The 22,598-nt window shown below is 67.8% G+C and carries 21 protein-coding genes and 1 tRNA gene; 10 read left to right on the forward strand and 12 right to left on the reverse strand.

Annotated features, from left to right (window positions below; genetic code table 11):
* Positions 1-4: 4 nt before the first annotated feature.
* A complete protein-coding gene (locus tag ODR01_RS11455) occupies positions 5-769 on the reverse strand; it encodes a DeoR/GlpR family DNA-binding transcription regulator (RefSeq protein WP_316977792.1) in 765 nt (254 codons plus the stop codon).
* Between the two features lie 191 nt (positions 770-960).
* On the opposite strand from ODR01_RS11455, the gene ODR01_RS11460 reads away from it, so the two are divergent.
* Both ODR01_RS11460 and ODR01_RS11465 read left to right on the forward strand, forming a co-directional pair.
* Complete coding sequence (locus ODR01_RS11460) at positions 961-2,433, forward strand: sensor histidine kinase (RefSeq protein ID WP_316977793.1); 1,473 nt, start codon at positions 961-963, stop codon at positions 2,431-2,433.
* Positions 2,434-2,468: 35 nt separating this feature from the next.
* On the forward strand, positions 2,469-2,720 hold the full coding sequence (locus tag ODR01_RS11465) for a hypothetical protein (protein ID WP_316977794.1): 252 nt from the start codon (positions 2,469-2,471) through the stop codon (positions 2,718-2,720).
* 119 nt (positions 2,721-2,839) lie between these two features.
* Here ODR01_RS11465 and ODR01_RS11470 read toward each other — a convergent pair whose 3' ends face one another.
* Positions 2,840-3,994, reverse strand: coding sequence for a hypothetical protein (locus ODR01_RS11470; protein WP_316977795.1), 1,155 nt, complete (start codon positions 3,992-3,994; stop codon positions 2,840-2,842).
* A gap of 35 nt (positions 3,995-4,029) precedes the next feature.
* Positions 4,030-4,374, reverse strand: a complete 345-nt coding sequence (locus tag ODR01_RS11475; protein WP_316977796.1) for a hypothetical protein — start codon at positions 4,372-4,374, stop codon at positions 4,030-4,032.
* A 114-nt stretch (positions 4,375-4,488) separates the two neighbouring features.
* Here ODR01_RS11475 and ODR01_RS11480 point away from each other — a divergent pair, with 114 nt between their 5' ends.
* The 4 genes from ODR01_RS11480 (at position 4,489) to der (ending at position 8,648) form a co-directional block, all read left to right on the forward strand.
* On the forward strand, positions 4,489-5,043 hold the full coding sequence (locus ODR01_RS11480) for a thioredoxin family protein (protein ID WP_316977797.1): 555 nt from the start codon (positions 4,489-4,491) through the stop codon (positions 5,041-5,043).
* Positions 5,044-5,240: 197 nt separating this feature from the next.
* On the forward strand, positions 5,241-5,897 hold the full coding sequence (locus ODR01_RS11485) for a tetratricopeptide repeat protein (protein WP_316977798.1): 657 nt from the start codon (positions 5,241-5,243) through the stop codon (positions 5,895-5,897).
* Positions 5,898-5,927: 30 nt separating this feature from the next.
* A complete protein-coding gene (locus tag ODR01_RS11490; protein ID WP_316977799.1) occupies positions 5,928-7,253 on the forward strand; it encodes an outer membrane protein assembly factor BamB family protein in 1,326 nt (441 codons plus the stop codon).
* Positions 7,254-7,274: 21 nt separating this feature from the next.
* A complete protein-coding gene (der, locus tag ODR01_RS11495) occupies positions 7,275-8,648 on the forward strand; it encodes a ribosome biogenesis GTPase Der (RefSeq protein WP_316977800.1) in 1,374 nt (457 codons plus the stop codon).
* Between the two features lie 127 nt (positions 8,649-8,775).
* On the opposite strand, the gene serA is transcribed toward der, so the two are convergent.
* The 4 genes from serA to ODR01_RS11515 form a co-directional block, all read right to left on the reverse strand.
* Complete coding sequence (gene serA, locus ODR01_RS11500; protein ID WP_316978059.1) at positions 8,776-10,353, reverse strand: phosphoglycerate dehydrogenase; 1,578 nt, start codon at positions 10,351-10,353, stop codon at positions 8,776-8,778.
* A 10-nt stretch (positions 10,354-10,363) separates the two neighbouring features.
* A complete protein-coding gene (locus ODR01_RS11505; protein ID WP_316977801.1) occupies positions 10,364-11,539 on the reverse strand; it encodes a phosphoserine transaminase in 1,176 nt (391 codons plus the stop codon).
* Positions 11,540-11,715: 176 nt separating this feature from the next.
* Positions 11,716-12,732, reverse strand: coding sequence for a hypothetical protein (locus tag ODR01_RS11510; RefSeq protein ID WP_316977802.1), 1,017 nt, complete (start codon positions 12,730-12,732; stop codon positions 11,716-11,718).
* A 201-nt stretch (positions 12,733-12,933) separates the two neighbouring features.
* Positions 12,934-14,787: an SLC13 family permease gene (locus tag ODR01_RS11515; RefSeq protein ID WP_316977803.1), complete on the reverse strand. Its 1,854-nt coding sequence runs from the start codon at positions 14,785-14,787 to the stop codon at positions 12,934-12,936.
* A 180-nt stretch (positions 14,788-14,967) separates the two neighbouring features.
* On the opposite strand from ODR01_RS11515, the gene ODR01_RS11520 reads away from it, so the two are divergent.
* Complete coding sequence (locus tag ODR01_RS11520; RefSeq protein ID WP_316977804.1) at positions 14,968-15,459, forward strand: hypothetical protein; 492 nt, start codon at positions 14,968-14,970, stop codon at positions 15,457-15,459.
* Positions 15,460-15,472: 13 nt separating this feature from the next.
* On the opposite strand, the gene ODR01_RS11525 is transcribed toward ODR01_RS11520, so the two are convergent.
* Positions 15,473-15,859 carry a cyclophilin-like fold protein gene (locus tag ODR01_RS11525; RefSeq protein WP_316977805.1) on the reverse strand — a complete coding sequence of 129 codons (387 nt, stop codon included), beginning with the start codon at positions 15,857-15,859 and terminating at the stop codon, positions 15,473-15,475.
* 186 nt (positions 15,860-16,045) lie between these two features.
* On the opposite strand from ODR01_RS11525, the gene ODR01_RS11530 reads away from it, so the two are divergent.
* Together ODR01_RS11530 and ODR01_RS11535 are read left to right on the forward strand one after the other, a co-directional pair.
* On the forward strand, positions 16,046-16,600 hold the full coding sequence (locus tag ODR01_RS11530; RefSeq protein WP_316977806.1) for a thiamine pyrophosphate-binding protein: 555 nt from the start codon (positions 16,046-16,048) through the stop codon (positions 16,598-16,600).
* Positions 16,601-16,603: 3 nt separating this feature from the next.
* Entirely contained in the window at positions 16,604-17,209 is a 606-nt protein-coding gene (locus ODR01_RS11535; protein ID WP_316977807.1) for a thiamine pyrophosphate-dependent enzyme, read from the forward strand.
* Positions 17,210-17,261: 52 nt separating this feature from the next.
* On the opposite strand, the gene ODR01_RS11540 is transcribed toward ODR01_RS11535, so the two are convergent.
* From ODR01_RS11540 to ODR01_RS11555, 4 genes are all read right to left on the reverse strand, one after another.
* Complete coding sequence (locus tag ODR01_RS11540; RefSeq protein ID WP_316977808.1) at positions 17,262-19,712, reverse strand: bacteriohemerythrin; 2,451 nt, start codon at positions 19,710-19,712, stop codon at positions 17,262-17,264.
* A 209-nt stretch (positions 19,713-19,921) separates the two neighbouring features.
* Complete coding sequence (locus tag ODR01_RS11545) at positions 19,922-20,689, reverse strand: DUF6602 domain-containing protein (protein WP_316977809.1); 768 nt, start codon at positions 20,687-20,689, stop codon at positions 19,922-19,924.
* 25 nt (positions 20,690-20,714) lie between these two features.
* Positions 20,715-20,799, reverse strand: a tRNA-Leu gene (locus tag ODR01_RS11550).
* 57 nt (positions 20,800-20,856) lie between these two features.
* Complete coding sequence (locus ODR01_RS11555; RefSeq protein WP_316977810.1) at positions 20,857-21,279, reverse strand: DUF2442 domain-containing protein; 423 nt, start codon at positions 21,277-21,279, stop codon at positions 20,857-20,859.
* Between the two features lie 398 nt (positions 21,280-21,677).
* Between ODR01_RS11555 and ODR01_RS11560 the strand changes: the two genes are divergently transcribed.
* Complete coding sequence (locus ODR01_RS11560; RefSeq protein ID WP_316977811.1) at positions 21,678-22,568, forward strand: amino acid ABC transporter substrate-binding protein; 891 nt, start codon at positions 21,678-21,680, stop codon at positions 22,566-22,568.
* The last annotated feature ends 30 nt before the right edge of the window (positions 22,569-22,598 follow it).

Raw genomic sequence — 22,598 nt, forward strand, 5'->3', positions numbered from 1 at the left:
CCGCCTACCCACCCGCCGCCACCAGCACCTCGGCGTCCAGGCGCTTCAGGGCCTCGGCGAAGGCGCCTTCGGGAGCCCGATCCACGACGATGTGGCGGGCCTTTTCCAGGTTCGGGACCCGGACGGGCGCCGTGCGCGCGAACTTGGTGTGGTCGGCCAGCACCACCGGCCAGCGCGCCATGGCCAGCATCTGGCCGCGGATTTCGGCGGCTTCGCGCGAAAAATCCATCAGCCACGGGTGGGTCGAGAGCGCCCCGGCGCCGACGAAGGCGAAGTCGGCGAAATAGGTGGCGAGCATCGCCGTGGCGTCGCGCCCCATGACGGCGCCCTCGCCGGCGATCACCTCGCCGCCCAGCAGCAGCACGCGGTTGTCGTTGCGCCCGGCCAGCCGCGTGGCGGCCTGGATGTCGCTGGTGATGACGGTGAGGCGGCGCTTGTCCATCAGCGCCTCGACCAGGCCCTGGATGGTGGTCCCGGAATCGAGGATGACCGAGGCGCCGTCGGGAACCAGCGCGGCGGCGGCCCGCCCGATGGCCCGCTTGCCCTGGGCGTTCACCGACAGCCGCTCGACGAACGCCGGCTCGACGGCGTCGCGCAACAGGGCGCCGCCATGCGTTTTGAGCAGCCGGTTCTCGCGGTCCAGGCGGGTGATGTCGCGCCGGATGGTTTCGCGCGAGACGCGCAGCCGGCGGTGCAGATCGGCGATGGTGACCGCCCCCGTCTCGGCCACGATGCTGAGGATCAGGCCCCGTCGTTGTTCGGCCAGCATGGCGTTCTCCGTTCGTGCGCCCCGACTCTGCCCAAGCCCCGCCCGGGCGTCAAGCGCGGGGCCCCGGCGATGAAAACGGCGCCCCATGCCGCCACGGGGCTGCCCGGCGACAAATCGTTATGGTAGTGTGCGGCCGGCCCGCGGCGCAGGCGGGCCGACGGGGGGTTGGCCGGGAACACCAGGGAAGCGCGATGAAAGGCCCATTGAACCGAAGCGAACTGACGGTCGTGGCGCTGGGCGCCGCGCTGGCCTTCGGGTGGAGCCAGGGGTGGCTTGCCCAGCCGCAGCCGCCGGTTTCGGGAAGCCTGGCCGCGCTGTCGACGGGGGCGCTGGCCGTGGCGATGGCGGCCCTGGTTCTGGCGTTCCGGCGCTGGCGCGCCCTCAACCATCGATTGAAGGATGGCGAGACGGCGCGGGGCGACCTGGAACGGCGGCTCGCCCAGGCCAGCCGGGAACTGGCGGCCGAAAGCGCCGAACGGGCGCGGGCCGAGGAGGCCCGGCTAACGGGCGAATGCCGGTTCGCCGCCCTGATCGAGGATGCGCTGGAATCGATCACCGTGGTGGACGGGGACGGCGTCATCCGCTTCCAGAGCCCGGCCGCCGAGACGATCCTCGGCCGGAAGCCGGCGGCGATGATCGGGGTCAGCGCCTTCGAGTTGATCCATCGCGAGGACCTGGCGCGCGTGCGCGACGCCTTTTTCGCCGGCGTCCGGACGCCGGGCATCATCGTGTCGATGCCGTTTAGGGTCCGCCACGCCGACGGCACGTGGCGGTGGCTGGAAGCCATCGCCCGGAACCGGCTGCACGATCCGGCGGTGCGGGGCGTGGTGATCAATGCCCGCGACGTCACCCCGCGCCGGCAGGCGGAACGCGAGACGCGGCGGCTGGAGAACGAGCTGGCCCACCTGGCGCGGCTGGGCACCATGGGCGAGATGGCGGCCGGCTTCGCCCACGAGATCAACCAGCCGCTGACCGCCATCTACAACTATGCCTGCGGCTGCGTGCGGCGGCTGCGGGCCGGACCGGCGGCGGGGGGCGACCTCTGCGAAGCCCTGGAGGCGACGGCCCGGCAGGCCGAACGGGCCAGCGAGATCGTCCGCCGAATGCGCTGGTTCATCCGCCGCGACGAACCGGAACTGACGCCGCTCGACATCAAGGCCGCGATCGAGGACGCGCTGGGCCTGGTGGAAGGCGAGGCCCGCCACGCCGGGATCGCGGTGCGAAAGACGCTGGCCGAGGCGCTGCCGTGGGTCAAGGGCGACACCGTGCAGATCCAGCAGGCCCTGATCGCGCTGGCCCGGGCGGCCATCGAGGCCATGGCCGGCGACCGCGAGGGCCCCCGCGTCCTGACGCTTCGCACCGCCCTTCTGGCCACCGACGAGGTGGAGGTGGCCGTCGTCGACACCGCCCCCGCCCGGCCGCAGGACGGCCGCGAGCGGCTGATGGCCCCCCTGGCCGCCGGCCCGTCGCGGCGCGCCGGGATCGGGCTTTCCGTCTGCCGCTCGATCGTCGAGCGCCACGGCGGCCGGCTGTCGGTGGCCGCCGACGGCCCGCGCGGCACCGCCGTTTGCTTCACGCTTCGGGTCTTCCACGCCGTGGCCCATGCCGGCCGCTCGCCGGCGGCCGTGGACGGAACGGGCGATGCCGCCGCGGCGGCGCCGTGACCCGGACGGGGACATCGCCAAGGACAGGAACGGCCATGTCGCGCATCTTCAGGTTCATCGCCGAAACCGCCAACTTTTTCCACGGCCTGTTCGGCCACGGCGCCAAGCAGCCGTTCAGCCGCCAGTCGCTGGAGGACCTGATCGGACGCCGGGCGGCCCGCGCCGTGATGGCCGTTCCGGTGATCACCGTCACCCTGTGGCTTTTGTTGTGGGCGGCCGCCAAGCTGTTCGACCTGCCGGAGGGAAGCGACCCCTTCGCCTGGTTCCGGAACGCCGGCGGCCAATAGATTTCGGGGACACCATCGGGATTTTGGGGACACCATACTTATAATTTTGGGGACACCATACTTAATTCCACACTTGAATTAAGTATGGTGTCCCCAAAATTATGGTGTCCCCGAAATCACTAGCTGCCGGCGTCGGCCTGGACGCATTCCTCGACGGCGTCGAAGGGCGTTTGCAGGACGTCGTTGGCGGCCAGCGGGCGTTCGCCCGGATGCAGCAGGGCGCGGCGCACCGCCTCGCGGCCGAGCACGCCATTGAGGACCGGCACCAGCCGGCCGGCGGCCGCGCGCAGCGCCGCCGGATCGGCCGCCTCGGGCAGGGGATGGGTCCACAGGTCCTGGAAAACGGCGTCGCGCAGGCGCGGCGCCAGGCCGCACGCCGAGGCCTGGGCCGGCGGCCCGTCGAACTCGGCAAGCAGGCTGTACGCGGCGCGCGTCGCCCCCCCGGGACCGGCCGGCGCCTCGAAGGAGAACAGCCGGACCGCCACCCGGGGGACCCGCGGGGTCGCCGGCGGCGTCGGCACGGCGAGCGTGCGCACCAGCGGAAAGCCATCGCGGCCGACGCCCTGCGGCGCTTTCGCCGGCCGCCAGCGGGCGGCCGCCTTTTCGCCGCGCGCGATCTGGTTGCGGGTCATCTTGCGGGCCAGGGCGTCGCGCGCCGCCACGGGGTCGAAGGCGTGGTCGATGGCCATCGCCCGATGGCGGTTGGGAATGGCCAGCGTGAACCACTTGTAGGCCTCGACCGGATCGGCCTCGACGTTCCAGCCGTTTTCGTAGATGGTCCCGAGGACGTGCTGCGCGGCCGGATGGCCGTCGTCCGCCGCCTTCTTGTACCACGACAGGGCCTCGCCGGCATCGGCGGGCACGCCGCGGCCGTAGTAGTAGAACCGGGCCAGCGCGAACTCGGCCCCGCCATGGCGGCCGATGCTGGCCGCCAAGCGATACCAGTCGACCGCCCGGCCGTCGTCGCGCCTGACGCCTTCGCCGTTTTCGTAGAGGGTGCCCAGGGCGTACAGCGCCTCGATGTGGCTTCGGGCCGCCGCCTTCTCGTACCATTCCGCGGCCTTTTTGGGATTGCGCGCGACGCCCACCCCCTGGCGAAAGGCCTCGCCCAACAGGAATTGGGCCTGGGGATCTCCGGCGAGGGCTTTCGTCAGCGCCGATTCGTAAACGGTCCTGGCCTCGGCGTCGACGAGGGCCTGCTGGCGGCCCTGCTCGTTCCCGGACAGCAGAACCGCCGCCAGGGCGAGGACCGCCACCCCGCCGGAAAGAGCCATCCAGCGCCGTTTCCATCGACCCGTCATCGGAAAAATCAGTATTTCTTCACGTAGTTGTGGTCGTTCTCGCCGACCCGGCCGCTCTCGCCGCGCCGCGTGTCCGGCCGATCATAGCAGGTCACGCCGGCGAGTTCCCGGTAGCAAAAGAGGGTGGGATGGGGAACCACCTCGTCCTCCTCGCAATAGGTCGTGCCCTGCTCCAGGCGCACCAGCGAGCAATTTTTCCCCGACGCCAGCGAAATGACGTGGTCGGCCATCGTCTTCTCGGTCGTGACGACGGTGGCGCCATCGACGATGGCGTAGGGTGCCGCCGCGCCGCAGGAAGCGATGAAAAGGCATACAAAGGCCGCCGCGACGATTCGCATGACGGTTTTCTCCATTCGACCCCCCTTGGCTTCGGGGTCCCGTATCTCCACATGATTGGTCCGCCGCGGTTAAGGACACGTTAAAGCCCGGGTCCCGCGCGCGGCGCCCGCGACCGGAGGCAACCGACCATGGTGAGCACCCCGACGCCGCTCTGCGATTTCGGCTGGAAGGCCCCCGACTTCAGTCTGCCGGGCATCGACGGCCGCACCTACCGCCTGGCCGACGTGCGTGGCCGGCGGGGCACGCTGGTGATGTTCATCTGCAACCACTGTCCCTATGTGCGGGCCGTCGTCGACCGGCTGGTGCGCGACGTGGCCGCGCTGCGGCCGCTCGGCATCGGCGCCGCCGCCATCATGGCCAACGATACCGTCCGCTATCCCGACGACGCCCCCGACCGGATGCGGGAATTCGCCGCCGAACACGGCTTTTCCTTTCCCTATCTGATCGATGAAACCCAGGAGGCGGCGCGGGCCTACGACGCCGTCTGCACCCCCGATTTCTTCGGCTTCGATGCCGGCCTCGGGCTTCAGTACCGCGGCCGCCTCGACGAATCGGGGCGCCAGCCGGCCGCCCCCGGCGTCCGGCGCGACCTGTTCGAGGCCATGCGCCAGGTGGCGGAAACCGGCCACGGCCCCGCCGAACAGCGCGCCAGCATGGGGTGCTCGATCAAATGGCGCGCCTGACCCAATTTCGGTGACAATTTCGGTGACAGTGCACTAAATTCCGGAACCGTCGCATCACTGCAGCGGGCAGTCGTCTTAGGAATTTAGTGCACTGTCACCGAAATTTGCATAGGGATTTGCCTTCCGGCCGGACGCCGGATATGGTGGCGCCCAAACCGCTGGGCTGCCGATCGCCCGGCGTCGCCCTGGAGTGAATCGTGGCCGACCAAATTCAAGACAGCCTGCTGCGCGAGATCGATGACGAACTGCGTCACGAAAAGTACGCGAAGCTGTGGAAGAAGTATGGCAACTACGTCGTCGCCTTCGCCGTGCTCCTGGTCGTCGGCGTCGCCGGCTATCAGGGGTGGCGGGGCTGGGACCTGAAGACCCGCACCGAGCAAAGCGACCGCTTCCTGGCCGCCCTCGACCTGCGGGCGGACGGCAACCCCGAGGCGGCGCGCAAGGCCCTGGCCGATCTGGCCGGCGACGCCGGCAAGGGTTACGCCACGCTGGCCCGCTTCCAGGAAGCCGCGCTGCTCGAAAGCCAGGGCGACCGCAAGGGCGCCGTCGCCGCCTACGGCGCCCTGTCGAACGACGGCGCGGTGCCGGAATCCTTCCGCCAGATGGCGGTCATCCTGGGCGCCCTGCTGGAACTGGATACCGCCGATCCCGCCGCCCTCACCGAACGCGTCGCCCCCCTGACCGCCGCCGGCAATCCGTGGCGCTTCACCGCGCTCGAGGTCACCGCCCTGCTGGCGGTGCGCGCGAGCAACGTCGACAAGGCGCGCGAGATATTCACCCAGCTTTCCGGGGACGCCCAGACCCCCCAGGGAATCCGGAGCCGGGCCTCGGAAATGCTGGCCATCCTGGGTTAACCGGAAGACAGAGTCGCCGCGGGAGAAGACATGGACGGAAATTGGTGGAGGATCACCCTCGTCGCCGGTCTGGCCGTGCTTGCCGGCGGCTGCAGCTCGTGGTTCGGCGAAAAGGAAGCCCCGCCCCTTCCCGGTGAGCGGCTGTCCGTGCTTAGCCATGCGCAGGTGGTCGAGCCGGACCCCGATCTGGCCGAGACCGAAATCCTTCTGCCGCCGCCGTCGCCCACCCCCGACTGGCCGCAGACCGGCGGCTATGCCAACCACGCCATGCATCACATCGCCATCGGCGACGTGCTGAAGGAGGCCTGGAGCGTCGACATCGGCACCGGCGCCGACGACGAGGAACGCGTCGTCGCCCCGCCGATCGTCGCCGACGGCATGGTCTATGCCATGGATGTGGAGACCGAGGTCTCGGCCTACAGGGCCGACACCGGGGCCCACGTCTGGTCGGTGGACCTGACGCCCGACGACGAGGACGACGGCCACATCAACGGCGGCCTCGCCTTCGAGGCCGGGCGGGTTTTCGTGACGACCGGCTTCGCGCAGGTCGTCGCGCTGGAGGCCAAGACCGGCAAGGAAATCTGGCGGCGCTCCCTCGACGGCCCCATGCGCGTGGCCCCAACCGTGCGTGGCGGGCGGGTTTTCGTCATCACGCTGGAAAACAAGCTGTACGCGCTGAACGCGGCGAACGGGGAAACCCTGTGGAGCTACACCGGCACGGCCGAGATCGCCACCCTGCTGGGCGGGGCCAGCCCCGCCGTCGACGACGACATCGTCGTGGCGCCGTTCTCGTCGGGGGATCTGGTCGCGCTGCGCGTCGAAACGGGGCGCCTGCTGTGGACGGATTCCCTGGTCTCGGCCCGGCGCACCGACGCGGTCTCCACGCTCTCGCAAATCCGCGGGCGGCCGATCATCGACCGCGGCCGGGTGTTCGCGATCAGCCATGGCGACACCATGGCCGCCATCGACCTGCGCACCGGCCAGCGGATCTGGGACAAGCCGATCGGCGGCCTGGAAAGCCCGTGGGTGGCCGGCGACTATTTGTTCGTGCTGACCAACGATTGGGAACTGATCGGCCTGTCGCGCACCAGCGGCCGCGTTTTCTGGGTCCGCCCCCTGCCCCACTTCGAGGACGAGGAAGACAAGGAGGACCCCATCATCTGGACCGGCCCGGTCCTGGCGGGCGACCGTTTGATCGTCGCCGGCTCGCACGGCGAGGCCCTGGCGGTGTCACCCTATGACGGACGCGTCCTCGGACGCCAGGAGTTGCCGGACGGCGTGTCGGTGGCCCCCATCGTCGCCGATGGCACGGTCTACGTGTTGGCCAACGACGCCAGCCTCGTCGCCCTCAGATAGCGCCCGGCGGCGCACAAGATCATGAGCTTCAAGGTTGCCATCATCGGCCGGCCCAATGTCGGCAAGTCGACGCTGTTCAACCGTTTGATCGGCAAGCGTCTGGCCTTGGTCGACGACACCCCGGGGGTGACGCGGGATCGTCGCGAAGGGGCGGCTTCGCTGGGCGGCCTCAAGTTCACGGTGATCGACACCGCCGGGCTTGAGGAAGCGTTCGACGACAGCATGGAAGCCCGCATGCGGACCCAGACCAACCGGGCCGTCGAAGAGGCCGATGTCGCGCTTCTTCTGATCGACGCCAGAAGCGGCCTGACGCCGCTCGATACGCATTTCGCCAAGTGGCTGCGCGGCCGCGGCAAGCCGGCCATCCTGCTGGCCAACAAGTGCGAAGGACGAGCCGGGGCCGACACCTTGTACGAAGCCTATGCCCTTGGGCTCGGCGAACCGATCGCCATCTCGGCCGAGCATGGCGAGGGCATGGTCGAGCTTTTCGACGCCCTGCAGCCTTTCGCCCAGGCCCGCGAAGAGGAAGAGCAGGCCGACGGGGACATGGACATCCTCGACCCCACCGACGAGCGGTCGGACGACCCGACCCTGCAACTGGCCATCGTGGGGCGGCCCAACGTCGGCAAGTCGACCCTGGTCAACCAGTTGCTGGGCGAGGACCGCATGCTGACCGGCCCCGAGGCCGGCATCACGCGGGATTCCATCTCCATCGCCTGGTCGTTCCAGGGCCGGCCGATCCGCCTCATCGACACCGCCGGCCTGCGCCGCAAGGCCAAGGTCAGCGAGAAGCTGGAATCCCTTTCCGTCAACGACACGCTGCGGGCGATCCGTTTCGCCCACTGCGTGGTGCTTCTGATCGACGCCTCGGCGCCCCTGGAAAAACAGGACCTGGCCATCGCCGGCATGGTGGTGGAGGAAGGGCGCGCCCTGGTGCTGGCGGTCAACAAGTGGGACATCCCCGAAGACCGCGACGCCGTGCTGCGCGCCGTTCGCGACCGGATGGAAACGTCGCTGCCCCAGGTCAAGGGCCTTCCCGTGGTGCCGATCTCGGCGCTGACCGGAAACGGCGTTCCCCGGCTGCTGCCGACCGTGCTGCGCACCTACGACGTGTGGAACAAGCGCATCCCCACCGGGCACCTGAACCGCTGGCTGGCCGAGGTCACGGAACAGCACCCGCCGCCGATGGTCCGCGGCCGGCGCCTGCGCCTGCGCTACATGACGCAGGTGAAGGCCAGGCCGCCGACCTTCGTCATCTTCGCCAATGTCCCCGAGGAACTGCCGGACTCCTATGTCCGCTATCTGACCAACGGGCTGCGCGAAACGTTCGACCTGCCGGGCGTTCCCCTGCGGGTCAAGACCCGCAGGGGACGCAATCCCTATTCCAAGGAGTAATCTTCGTCATTCCGGGGCGCGCGGAGCGCGAACCCGGAATCCAGGGTAAGTGACGGAGCGGTTGCCCTGGATTCCCGCGTACGCGGGAATGACGAAGGAAAAGAGGCCCGTCCGACCGCACGACCCCCTAAAACTTCAGCGCCTTGGCCCGGACCACGTTGGGCAGGGCTTTCACCGTCTTCAGGACGGCGTCGTTCACCGGCTCGTCGACTTCGATGAGCACGATGGCGTCGCTGCCGGCCTTGGTCCGCCCGAGGTTGAAGGTGGCGATGTTGATGCCGGCGTCGCCCAGCGCGGTGCCCAGCGCGCCGATGAAGCCGGGCTTGTCCTTGTTGGTGACGAACAGCATGTGCGGCCCGAGTTGGGCGTCCATGGCGATGCCCTTGATCTCGACGATGCGCGGCGTGTTACCGTTGATCAGGGTGCCCGAGACGCTGCGCGTCTGCGCCTCGGTCGTCACCACCAGGCGGATCAGGTTCTGGTAGGGGCTTTTGCGCTCGTGCGTCACCTCGGAGACGGCGATGCCGCGTTCCTTGGCGATCACCGGGGCGCTGACCATGTTGACCGATTCCAAAAGCGGCGACAGCAGGCCTTGCAGGACCACCGCCGTCAGCGGTTTGGTGTTGATGTCGGCGACATCGCCCTCGAACTCGATGGAGACCGCCTTGATCGAGGTTTCCGTCACCTGGCCGGCGAAACTGCCCAACTGTTCGGCCAGTTTCATGTACGGGCGCAGCTTCGGCGCGTCCTCGGCGGAAACCGAGGGCATGTTGAGCGCGTTGACCACCGCCCCGGTCAGCAGATAGTCGGCCATCTGCTCGGCCACCTGCAGGGCCACCTTCTCCTGCGCCTCGGTCGTCGAGGCGCCGAGATGCGGGGTGGCCACCACCTGCTTCATGCCGAACAGGACGCTTTCGGTCGCCGGTTCCTTGGGGAAGACGTCGAGCGCGGCGCCGGCCACGTGGCCCCATTCCAGGGCCGCCTTGAGGTCCGCTTCGACGATCAGGCCGCCGCGCGCGCAGTTGACGATGCGCACGCCCTTTTTCATTTTGGCGATGGACTGGGCGTTGACGACGTTGCGCGTGGCATCGGTCAGGGGCGAGTGCAGGCTGATGAAGTCGGACCGTTCCCACAGCTCGTCCAGCTCGACCTTCTCGACCCCGAGGTCGACGGCACGGTCGGGAGACAGATACGGGTCGTAGGCGATGACCTTCATCTTGATGCCCTGGGCCCGTTCGGCCACCGCCGATCCGATGTTGCCGCAGCCGAAGATGCCAAGCGTCTTGCCCATCAGCTCGACGCCCATGAAGCCCGATTTCTCCCACTTGCCGGCGTGGGTCGAGGCGTTGGCCTGCGGAATCTGCCGCGCCACCGCCATCAGCATGGCGATGGCGTGCTCGGCCGTGGTGATCGAGTTGCCGAAGGGCGTGTTCATCACCACGATGCCGCGCTGGGTGGCGGCGGCGACGTCGACGTTATCGACGCCGATGCCGGCCCGCCCGACGACCTTGAGCTTGGCCGCCGCCGCCAGAATCTCGGCGGTCGCCTTGGTCGACGAACGGACGGCCAGGCCGTCGTAATTGCCGATGCAGGCCTTCAACTCTTCCGGGCTCATCCCGGTCTTGACGTCGGCTTCGATGCCGCGGGCCCGGAAAATGTCGGCCGCCTGCGGCGCCATCTTGTCGGCGATCAGAACCTTCATAATGATTTCTCCCTTAAGCCGCGGTGGCGAGCTCGGCCTTGACCTGGGCGAACGCCCAGTCGAGCCAAGGCAGCAGCGCCTTGAGGTCGGCCAGTTCGATGGTCGCCCCCGTCCAGATGCGCAGGCCCGCCGGGGCATCGCGATAGGCCGCGATGTCGTAGGCCACGCCTTCCTTGTCGAGCAGCGAGGCGATCTTCTTGGCGGCCGCCACCTGCCCTTCGGCATCGAGCTTGAGGAAGGCCGGATCGACCACCTTGAGGCAGACCGACGTGCACGAGCGGATGGCCGGCTCGGCGGCCAGGAAATCGACCCACGGCGTCTTCGCCACCCATTCGGCGACCGCCGCCAGATTGGCTTCGGAGCGCTTGACGAGGGCCGGCAGACCGCCGATCGACTGCGCCCACCTGAGGCCGTCGGCGGCGTCTTCCACGGCCAGCATGGAGGGGGTGTTGATGGTCTCGCCGGTGAAGATGCCCTCGATCAGCTTGCCGCCCTTGGTCATGCGGAAGATCTTGGGCAGCGGCCAAGCCGGCGTATAGCTTTCCAGCCGCTTCACGGCGGCGGGGCTTAGGATCAGCATGCCGTGCTGTCCCTCGCCGCCCAGCACCTTCTGCCAGGAGTAGGTGACGACGTCGAGCTTGGCCCACGGCAGGTCCATGGCGAACGCCGCCGAGGTGGCATCCGCGATGACCAGGCCTTCGCGCTTGTCGGCGATCCAGTCGCCGTTGGGGACGCGCACGCCGGACGTGGTGCCGTTCCAGGTGAAGACGACGTCGCGCGAGAAGTCGACCTTGTCGAGGTCGGGCAGGTGGCCGTAATCGGCCTTGAGCGTGCGCACGTCGGTCAGTTTCAATTGTTTGACGACGTCGGTGACCCAGCCCTGGCCGAAGCTTTCCCAGGCCAGCATGTCGACGCCGCGTTCGCCCAGCAGCGACCACAGGGCCATCTCGACGGCACCGGTGTCGGAGGCCGGCACGATGCCGATGCGATAGTCGGCCGGCACGCCCAGGACGGCGCGCGAGCGTTCGATGACGTCCTGCAGCCGCGCCTTGCCGCCTTTGGCACGGTGCGAACGGCCGATGAACGCGTCTTGGAGCGCCGCCAGAGTCCATCCGGGGCGTTTCGAGCAGGGACCAGAACCGAAATTGGGATTGGTCGGCCGGACATCCGGCCGCAGGGGCGAGGTCATGATTTTATCTCCCTTCCTCACAGAAGGGTCGCAGCCCGTTGGGGGGCCGTGGCCCGGAAACGCTTATAGAGAAGCTCTCGCCGGGCGTCAACAGGTTGTGCGATACCCCCCGAAACCCCCAACAAAAAGGGGGCGATGCATGAGCACACCGCCCCCGGAGGCTACCTCAACGCATCCTAGGGGTTAGGCAGGTTGAGCAGGAAAAGAACCTTGGAGCCGGCCCACCGTTCGCCATTCGCCAGCTTCAGTTCGGCGGCGTCCCGGCCAAGGCAAAGTTGCAGGAAGCGCTCGGCCGAGGCGTGCGTCTTGGCCATGGCATAGTAGTCCGGCGTCTCCAGGCTGAACGAAACCTCGCCCAGATAGATGGCGCCGTCCGCCGCCGCCGCCCATCCCTCCATCTCGATGTCGACGTCGACGCCGCCGTCGAGGTGCAACGTGCCGGGAACGACTTTGTAGCCGAAGGCGGTTTTCGCTTCGAGTTTGGTGTCGGCGGGCAGCCCGGCGGCGAGCAGGGCCGGGAAAATCTTCCCGAAATCGCCGACCGTCCTGGCCCCGATCTCTTCGGGCTTCAGCTTCACGCCCCAGGCGCTTTCGATATAGCCATTCAAGGCGCCGTTCGCCGAGATCGAGATATTCTCCTCGTTGCCGGCCTCGGCCTTGTAGCCCTTGGCGATGGCGAGCTTCGAACCGAGAATCCGGTACAGGTTGTCCGGGCTCATTTCCTTGACGGTCAGGGTGAAGGGATAGACCGGTTTGCCGTCGGCGTACTTGGTCGACACCCGAATCACGTAGCCGGCCTTGCGCAACTTGAAGTCCGGCGTGTCGAAGTATTCCTTGGTCGACACGGCCTCCTTCAATCCCTTCTTGCCGTCGGTAATCTTGAATCCGTTCTTCGCGGCGGCATCCTTCACCTTTTCCCAGACCGCCCTGAATCCCGCCTCGCGGCCGCTCGAAAAATGTTTGGGATCGACCAGGAACTTGAACTCGCGGCTGGCGATTTGGCGCAGGGGCTGCCACTTGGCGAGGTTGCGCTCCCACAGCGGACCGGCATCCGCCGCCGCCGAGGGCTTCGTCGCCTGCGGTTCGGCCGCCGAGAGCGGCGAAACCACGGCCGCGGCCAGCAATCCGGCCGCCAACAGGCAGGGGATCACCCCGGCCATGCGCGATCTGTCGAATGTCCTTCCTTGCGTCATCTTTCCTCCTCCCGTGCTGCTTGTTTTTTGCCGTCTTCAGCCATGGAACGCACCGCGGACTCCGCCGTCGGCGGCCTGCCGCCCGCTATCGGAACGGGTGGTGCGTTTCAGATTATCGCGATGATAGCGTTCCGCCCTCAGAACGCCAAATTATCGTTTGTTATGAGATCGATAAGATTATCTTATCCTGGCGGCGGCCAGTCAGAACCCGTAGTACCAGGGCAGCACCAGCGAGGACGCCGCCCACAGAAGAACGATCAACGGCGCCCCCGCGCGGGCGAAATCGAGGAAGCGGTTGTGCCCCGGCCCCATGACCAGAAGATTGGTCTGATAGCCGAGCGGCGAGGCGAACGAACAGTTGGCGGCGAACACCACCGCCACCGCGAAGGCGGCCGGCGAAACATGCAGTTCGGCCGCGATGCTGACCGCGATCGGCGTGAACAGAACGGCGCAGGCGTTGTTGCTGATGACGTTGGTGAAGGCGGCGACGATCAGGAACAGCGCCGAAAGCACCAGGGCCGGATTGCTGCGGCCCAGGGCATCGCCCGCCAGCTGGGCCAGGAACGACGCCCCCCCGCTTTCCTGCAGGGCGACGCCCATGGCCAGCGAGGCGCCGATGGCCGTCATGATGCGCGCATCGACGGCCCTGAGCGCCTGGCGGACGTTGAGAACCCCCGTCGCCACCATCGCCACGGCGCCGATCAGCGACGCCGTGACGATCGGCATCATGCCCGAGGCCGATACCCCGATCACCGCGAGGAAGATGAGGGCCGCCCGCTTGGCGTGGTCCAGCTTGGGCAGCATCTCGGCCGACCAGGCGATCAGCACGACGTCCGGATCGCGTTTCAGGCCGTCGACGTCCTCGGCCCGCCCCTGGACCAGCAGAACGTCCCCCGCCGCCAGGCGGATGTCGGTCATCTGCATGCGGATCATCCGCGACCGCCGCTGGATGCCGAGAACGATGCAGTGGGTCTTGTAGCGGAAACCGATCTGCGCCAGCGTTTGGCCGATCATCGGCGAGGCCGGCACCACCATCACCTCGGCCAGGACCCGCTCGCCGCTGCGCCAGCGCTGCTCGTCGTCCTCCTCCGGCGGCGTCCCGGCGCCGAGATCGGGGTCGAGAAGCCCCGGGTCGCGGGTCAGCACCTCGGTCAGGGCCTTGCGCGTCGCCGCCACCACCAGCACGTCGCCGGGACGGATCGCCACCCCCTCGAACGGCGGCAGAAACGCCTCTTCGTCGCGCTGCACGACCCTGACCGTCATGTCGCCAAGGTCGGCGAAGATGCCGCCGGGCGCCGTCTTGCCGACCAGGTGCGAATCGGCCGAAACCGAAAGCTGGGCGATGAACTGCTTGCCGCCGCCGGGAAGCAGGCTTTGCACCAGCGAGGCGCGGTCGGGCAGCAGCCGCGGCGCCGCCAGCAGGATGTAGAAATACCCGATGCCGGCCAGGATCACGCCGGGGACGGTGAAATCGAAGAAGCCGAGCGGCGCCTCGCCCAGGCTGACCAGCGCCCCGCTGACCAGCAGATTGGTGCTGGAGCCGACCAGCGTGGTCATGCCCCCCAGGATGGCGGCGAAGCTCAGGGGGATCATCAGCTTGCTGACCGAGATGCGAAAGCGGCCGGCCAGGGCCTGCATGATGGGGATGAACATGACGACCACCGGCGTATTGTTGAGGAAGGCGCTGAACGCCGCGGCCGCCCCCAGAACGAGCGCCATGGCCACCGCCCCGCTGCCGCCGCCCAGGTTGAGAAGAATGCGCGTGGCGTGGTCGATAAGGCCGGTGCGCACGATCCCCTGCCCCACCACCAGAAGCGCCAGCACGGTGATGAGGGCCGGGTTGGCGAATCCTTCGAGAATGCGGGTCGGGTCCAGCCGGTTGCCGCCCTCGCCGTCGGGCACCGGAAACACGCCGAAGACGAGCAGCAGCGCGCAGACGACGCCGATCGACGTCACCTCCATCGGCAGCCGTTCCGTGGCGAACAGCGCCAGCGCGCCCAGAATGATCGCGAAGGCCGCCCACATATGCAGCGATTCGATGCCGATGCCGGCCATTGTTCCCGTTTCCCCCTCGCGCCCCGTCGTCCCGGGGTCGCATCGTCCCGACGCCAGCATATGGGGAAGCGTTTGCGGTTCCACCAGCCGGCCTTTGCGCGGGCCGGCGGACCTTGGCTTGGGTCGCGGTTCGGACTAGGGTGTCGTCACCCCAGAGACGCCGCGGAGACGAACCTTGCCATGAGCCTCCACACCTATCCCCTGACCGCCGTGATCGGCGATTATTCCCGGTCCGTCGGCGGGCTGGCGGTTTCCGCGGTTCCCTTCGCGGTGGCGCCGTCGAGACCGCTGGTCACCTATCTGTTCGGCACCCTCATCGCCGTCTTCGCGGTGTACAGCCTGAGGACGCTGGCGCGCCATTTCACCCGCGTCGAGGTCGCAAACGACGCCATCAGCATCAACCTGCCGACCTTCCGGCGGATCGCCTGGACGGAGGTCGAGGCCCTGCGCCTGCGCTTCTATTCCACCAGGCGCGACCGTTCGCGCGGATGGTTCCAGCTGACCATCGCCGGGCCCGGCCGCGGCGTCGTGATCGATTCGACCATCACCGATTTCCATGGCATCGTCGCCAGCGCGGCCGCCGCGGCCGCGCACAACGGCATCGCGCTGGACGAGGCGACGGCCGCCAACGTCGCCGCGCTGACCAGCGCGTCCGCGATTCCCGGCCGGTAACCGGCCGTTCCGCTCAGGGTTTCGCCTTTTCGAGCCGCTCGACCTTGATCGGCGCCCCGGCCGCCACCGCGTGCAACTTATGTACGTCGTCGAGCGCCCGCCCCCAGACGTTGCTGGGCGAGGCCAGGCGGATTTCGTCGCCCTGGGAAATGGGGGTCGGGCCGAAGCCGATGGCGATGGCGTCGCCGTCGGTCCAGAAGGCCAGCTCGCCGGGTTCCATGACGGTGCGGGCGTCGGATTCGCGCGGCACGCTGACCGGCGTCGCGAAATAGACCTCGTCGCCCCAGGTCATGGCCGACGCCTTGAAGGGCGCGGCCTTGTAGAGGGCGTCGGCGGTCGGCGTGTCAAACAGTTCGGCCCGGATGACCACGTCGCCGATCGTCAGGCGCAGCGTGCGCATGGCCTTCCTCCTTCCCAGTTCTTCCCTAGCGGCGTCAGCATGACGACCGGCGCCGCGTTTGGCAAGCGCCCGAAGGCGTCGGGGGACCGGCACGCGCCCCCCTTTTTCGCCTGACGGCAGATGACCGGCCCGGCGTTTCGTGCTATCCGGGGATGCAACGCCGTTGATCGAGGAAACACCCAGAAAATGCCCACCGCGCGACACAAGGCCCGGGCGTCCGCCCGGCCGGAACCCCAATGGGCCGACGACATCTTCAAGGCCTTCGTCGAGCTTGACGTCCGCCAGGTCGCCTACGTTCCCGACGCCGGCCATACCCGGCTGATCGAGGCCTGCAACGCCGCCAACGCCATGCGGGCGGTTTCGCTGACCACCGAGGAGGAGGGCGTGGCCCTCTTGGCCGGCGCCTGGCTGGGCGGCCAGCGCGGCGCCCTTCTGATGCAAAGCAGCGGGGTCGGCAACTGCATCAACACGCTGTCCATGACCCGCGCCTGCCGCTTCCCGCTGCTCATGGTGGTGACCATGCGCGGCGAGTGGGGCGAAACCAACCCCTGGCAGGTGCCGATGGGCCAGACGGTGGCCGACACGCTGAAGCTGCAGGGCGTCATCGTCCACGTCGCCACCACCGCCGCCGACGTCGGCCCGATGATCGCGGCGGCCGGCAGCATCGCCTTCAACGGGCCGGCGGCGGCCGCGGTGCTGATTTCGCAGCGTCTCATCGGAACCAAGGAATTCAAGGGCTGAGCCATGAAGACGTCATCGAAGTCCAAGCTTCTCGATCGCCGCCACGTGGTCGGCCGCCTGCTCGAAGACCGCGGCGATCTGCTGGTCGTCGCCGGCCTCGGGGCGCCGGCCTGGGACATCACGGCGGTCGGCGGCGACAACCCGCTCAACTTCCCGCTGTGGGGCGCCATGGGCTCGGCCGCCATGGTCGGCCTCGGCCTGGCGCTGGCCAAGCCCGAGCGGCGGGTGCTGGTGGTGACCGGCGACGGCGAGATGCTGATGGGCGTCGGCGCGCTGGCCACCATCGCCGTGCAGGCGCCCGTCAACCTGGCCATCCTGGTCATCGACAACCAGCACTACGGCGAGACGGGCATGCAGGAAACCCACACCGGGCACGGCGTCGATCTGGCGGCGATGGCGGCCGGCGCCGGCATCCCCTTCACGGCGACGATCCGCGGCGAGGCCGAGCTGGAAGCGGCGGTGCCGGTCATCCGCGGCACGAAGGGCCCGGTCTTTTACGTCGCCAAGGTCAAGGCCGACACGCTGCCGAAGATCCTGCCGCCGCGCGAGGGCGCCTACCTCAAGGACCGCTTCCGGGTGGCGCTGCTGGGCGACGCCGCCGTGCTTTGAAAGAGAAGATCCCCCGCCGGCGCAATACCGGCGGGGGCTTGCAAGGCAGACTTCAGGCCGCCCGGAGCATGCGCTCCTTGCCCTGCTGGCGGGCGTATTCGACGAATGCGCGGTCCTGCTTGAACGTGTGCTCCTTGAGCCAGTCCGCGAGGTAAACGAACAGGTCCTTGCCGGCCGATTCGTCGCCGCTCGCGAAGCGGATCCGCAACCGGTCGTACCGATCCAGCAGATCCTTGTGCATCTTCATGTGCTGATCGAGGCGGGGATAGACGATGCGGCTCATCAGCCGCTCCTCGTCGGCGAAGTGGCGCGCCGCCAGTGAGCCGAGATCGCCCACCAGCTTGCCGGCCGCCTGCGCCCCATCCCCCGTCATCATCTGGGCATAGGCCTCGTTGACGAGGTCGACCAGCCGCCGGTGGTCGCGGTCGATTTCGGCGACTCCGCAGGCCATGTCGTCGGACCAGTCCATCAGCTTCATCTGCGACGGGTCGGCCCGCACCTGGTCGAGGAACTTCGCGACCTCGATGCGCAGCAGTTCCGCCTGGCCCGACAGTTCGGTCGCCGAGTTGCGGATCTGGGTGGCCGCCGCGCCAGTCTCGGTGGCCGCCGCATTCACGCCCCCGATGTTGGAGGACACCTCCTGGGTGCCGGCCGCCGCCTGCTCGACGTTGCGGGCGATCTCCTGGGTGGCCGCGCCCTGCTGTTCGACCGCCGCCGCGATGGTCGAGTTGATCTGGTCGACATCCCGGATCGTCTTGGTGATCGCCTCGATCGCCGCCACCGCCTCCTGGGTCGAGGACTGGACGCCGGCGATCTGCGAGGCGATCTGGTCGGTCGCCTTGGCCGTCTGGTTGGCCAGGTTCTTCACCTCGGAAGCGACCACCGCAAAGCCCTTGCCGGCGTCCCCGGCCCTGGCCGCCTCGATGGTGGCGTTGAGCGCCAGCAGGTTGGTCTGCTCGGCGATGTCGGTGATGAGGTCGACGACGTCGCCGATCTTCTGGGCGGCTTCGGCCAGGCCCTGGATCTTGACGTTGGTCTCGCCGGCCTGCGCGACGGCGCCGGCGGCGATGGAAGAAGCCTGCCCGACGTGCCGTCCTATCTCGCCGATCGAGGAGGACAGTTCCTCGGCCGCCGAGGCGACGGTTTGCACGTTGGCCGAGGCCTGCTCCGACGCCGAGGCCACGGTCGTCGCCTGGGCGCTCGCCTCGTTGGCCGTCGAGGCCATCTGTTCCGAGGACGCCTGCAGTTCGGCCGCCGCCGAGGTTACGGTCTGGATGACGCCGCCGACGCTCCCTTCGAATTCGTCGGCCAACCGGCGCATGGCGGCGCGGCGCTCCTCCTCGACCCGCTTCTTCTGCGCCACCTGTTCGGCCTCCAGTTCCCTCGTGCGGATGGCGTTGTTCTTGAACACCTGGACCGCCTTGGCCATGTCGCCGATCTCGTCGCGGTTCTCGGTCGCCGGGATGGCGATGTCGAGCCTGCCGCCGGCCAGATCGCTCATGGCGCCGGTCATGGCGCCGACCGGCCGCGTGATGCCGCGCGACACGACGAAGGCGAACAGAAGGCCGACGACAAGGGCCACCGCCGACAGGACAAGCGTCATCAAGGCCAGCCGTTCGAACAGCGCATTGGTCTCGACCACGGCCTGCTTCAGGCTCGCCTGCTGCGAAACGACGGTCGCCGCCGCCAGTTTCGCCATGTCGCCGCCGGCCATCGCCAACGTCTCGAACACCAGGCGGTCGAGATCCAGGGCCAACACCGACATCTGCTCGAACGCGGCCACGTATTGGCCAGTCAGGTCTTCGGATTCCATGGCCAACCGCTTGCGCTCGGCATGCTCGAGCCGCTCGGCCAGCAACGCGACCTCCCTGCGGAAGGCGGCGACCCGTTCCCCCGTCTCCGTCTTCAACTTCTCGCTGGGAGACGCCAGATAACGGGCCGCCGACAGGCGGGCCATCATCAGTTTCTCCTGGGTCAGGCCGGCCATGGCGGCGGCCTCGTTGTCGCCGTCTTTGATCGCCGAGGCGATGATGGCCGAGATGTTCTTGCTGGCCGCCGGTCCGGTGACCTCCATGCCCTCGGTCACCAGCTTCTCGCGCTGGGCGCGCTTGACGACGACCTCTTCGAAGGCCTTGCCATAGTCGTCGACGAGGGCCCGCATCTTCTTCAGGTTGGCGTTGCGCTCGGCGTCCCTGGCGTTCTTGATGCCGTCGTCCAGTTCGTCCCGCAAAAGGCCGACCAGTTCGCGGGCGCGCTTCAACTCGGTTTCGCTACCCTTGTCATAGTAGACGTAGGCGTTGCGCCGGAGGCCGACGACGTTGCGTTCGGCAACCGCCACGGCGAGCGCGTTGCCCGAAACCTTGGCGTAGTCGTCGAGCGCATTCGTCCCCTGGTGAACGCCGTCGTAAGCCAGCCACGCCACCACGCACAGCAGCGCCAAAACCACCGCGAACCCGGCGTAGATCCGGGTTCCCACCCGAAAACGTCCCATCAGCTTGTTCATGATTTCCCTCGGAAAAATTATTTTTTTATCCCGGGAAGGCGATACCGATACCTTTCCGGCTACTGGGAACGATATGCGGAAAAAGTGTCGTTCACGTTTCAGCCGGATGATCAGATGGTTTCAGTGATGGCACAAATCGATCTTGATTTGTTCGCCACAGCCAACATTGGGGCGTTACGGGGAAGCGGGAAAACGGCCGGCGGCCGGGCCTACTCCGCGTTCTCCAGGTAGGCCTCGACGTCCATCGGATAGACGGCGAAGTTCTGCTGGCCGCGCAGGATCGAGAGATAGAGGTTGAGCAGGGCCTCGCCCTCCTGGCCGACCACCACGGGAGGCGAGGACATCGGCTTGCGCGCCGCGAACCAGTCGGTGGAGAGCACGCAGACGCCGTGCACGTGGGTATCCACCCTCTCCAGCCCGCCCAGGAGCGCGCCGACGAAGTCGTCGTACGACCGCCCGAGGCCGCGCTGGCGGAAGGCCACCACGTAGGAGCGCGGCGGCACCGTGCTGATGCGCTTTTCCGACACCACCTTCTTGCTGCCGCCGACGTCCTCGTAGCGCGAGATGACGACGTGCTTGCGGCTGCCGATCTCGCGCAGCCCCTTGATGTCGTCGAGCGAGGCGTCGAGCTCCTTGGGCGTCAGCGTCGCCTTGACCTCGATGGTGGCATAGACGCTTTCCACCGGGAACACCGACGGGCCGAAGGCCGAAGGGATGGGCGAATTGAAGAAGTTGTCGTAGATGACGATGTCGACCTGCTCGCTGACCTGCCCCCTGGAGGAGACGACCACCCCGTTGCCGATGGAGAACCGCTTGGGCAGCACCCGCTCCAGGGCCGACTTGATGATCTCCTCGGCGATCCGCCCGCGCTCGCCATAGTGGGGCATGAGGGCGGCCAGTTGGCGCTGCGATTCGTCGGCCAGCAGGCGCAGCGAGGACACGTAGGAAAGGTGCTGGGCACGCCGCTGATCCGCCATCGGTCCTCCAGGCGCCACAAGACAATGGTGCGGGCGGCCGGACTTGAACCGGCAAGGCCGAAGCCGAGGGATTTTAAGTCCCTTGCGTTTACCAGTTTCGCCACGCCCGCGAGGCCCCCGAAAGTATCGGCCCCGGCGGGGCCGCGCAAGCGGCACGGCGGACGGTCTTACCTCTGCCCGACCGTCTTTCGCGGCCGCCCCCCCTTGGCGCCGTTGCGCCGGGCCGCCGCGGCCTTGGCCGCCGACCGCGCCGCCCCGGCCTTTGCGGCCCGCTGGCGGTCCATCCACGCCTTGGTGCCAAACAAGCCGGCCAGCAGGCCCGGCACGCTGGCGTCCACGTCCAGCCGTTCCCAGTGCAGGCCAAGGCCAAGGCCGAGGACCTCGGTTTCGGCGAGATCCTCGTCGTTCGCCTCCTCCAGCCCCTGCACCCGGCGGGCCGGAAAGGCGAAACTGCAGCCGTTGGTCAGTTCGACGATCACCCGGCCGCTCGCCGCGTCGTAGCGGGCGGACTTGGCGCGCGGCTCGCTCGCCAGCACCTGCCGGCCGCACGCCTCGGCCTCTTCCATCTGTTTGATGAACTCGTCAGCCATGAATCTCTCTCCACTTGGCCATGGCGAAGATCACGAAGCGGAAGCCGAACGCGCGATGCATCGTCACCAAGGAAAATAACCCATCGTGGTTAGGTTTTCAAGCATTCCGGGTTGGTGGCCGCTTGAGCCGGTTTCGCCGCGCCCGCGAGGCCAAGCGTGGGTATCGGGGCCGGTCAACCGGCGCAAGCCGGTTGCGAGCCCCGCCACGATGCCCTTGCGCCCGCCCAATAAATACGCTTAGTGTCGACGTCATGCGGAAGTTGCGGCTTTTTTGTTCACATCGGCCGCTGAACTGCCGGTCGCATTTTCTTCGGCCCCAGGGGTCGAAACAGGGGGACCTGCGACGCGGTGGAAACGAAAACATCGAAGGTCACCGTATTTCGAGGGAGAGGGTTGCTATGTTGAAGAAAAGTTTGGCCCTGATTGCGGCCGGGACGGTGTTGTGCGGTTTCTCGGCAAGCGCCGCGGACTACTACGGCACGCTTCAGAAGATCAAGGAATCCGGCACCATCGTGCTCGGCCATCGCGAGTCCTCGGTGCCGTTCGCCTATATCGGCCCCGACCAGAAGCCCATCGGCTATTCCATGGACCTGTGCGCCAAGATCGTCGAGGCGGTGAAGGCCGAACTCAAGCTCGAGAAGCTTAACGTCAAGTACGTGCCGGTGACGCCGCAGACCCGCATTCCGCTGATCGCCAACGGCAATATCAATATCGAGTGCGGCTCGACGACCAATACCCTGACCCGCCAGCAGCAGGTCGACTTCGCCTACACCACCTACCTCACCGGCACCAAGCTGCTGGTCAAGAAGTCGTCGGGCATCAAGGAAGTCGAGGACCTGAAGGGCAAGGCCATCGCGCTGGCCCAGGGCACCACCAACGAGCGCGCCATCAAGGAAGCCATCGCCAAGCTCAAAATCGCCGACGTCAAGATCCAGAACGTCAAGGATCACGCCGAGGGCTTCCTGGCGCTGGAAACCGACCGCGTCGACGCCTATTCGACCGACGACATCCAGTTGTACGGGCTGATCGCCAAGGCCAAGAACCCGGCCGATTACGCAGTGGTCGGCCGCTTCCTGTCGTTCGACCCCTACGCGCTGATGCTGTCGCGCGACGACTCGGCCTTCCGCCTGCTCGTCAACAAGACGCTGGCCGCCCTGTTCCGCACGGGTGAGATCGAGCAGCTCTACACCAAGTGGTTCATGTCGCCGATTCCCGGTGGCACGGCGCTCAACGTGCCGATGGACGGCACGCTGAAGACCAACTTCATGGTCCAAGCCTTCCCCGAGTGACGGCAGGGCATAAAGGCCGGGGCGCCCAGG

The organism is Shumkonia mesophila (genome assembly GCF_026163695.1).
GTDB classification, from domain to species: Bacteria; Pseudomonadota; Alphaproteobacteria; order Rhodospirillales; family Shumkoniaceae; genus Shumkonia; species Shumkonia mesophila.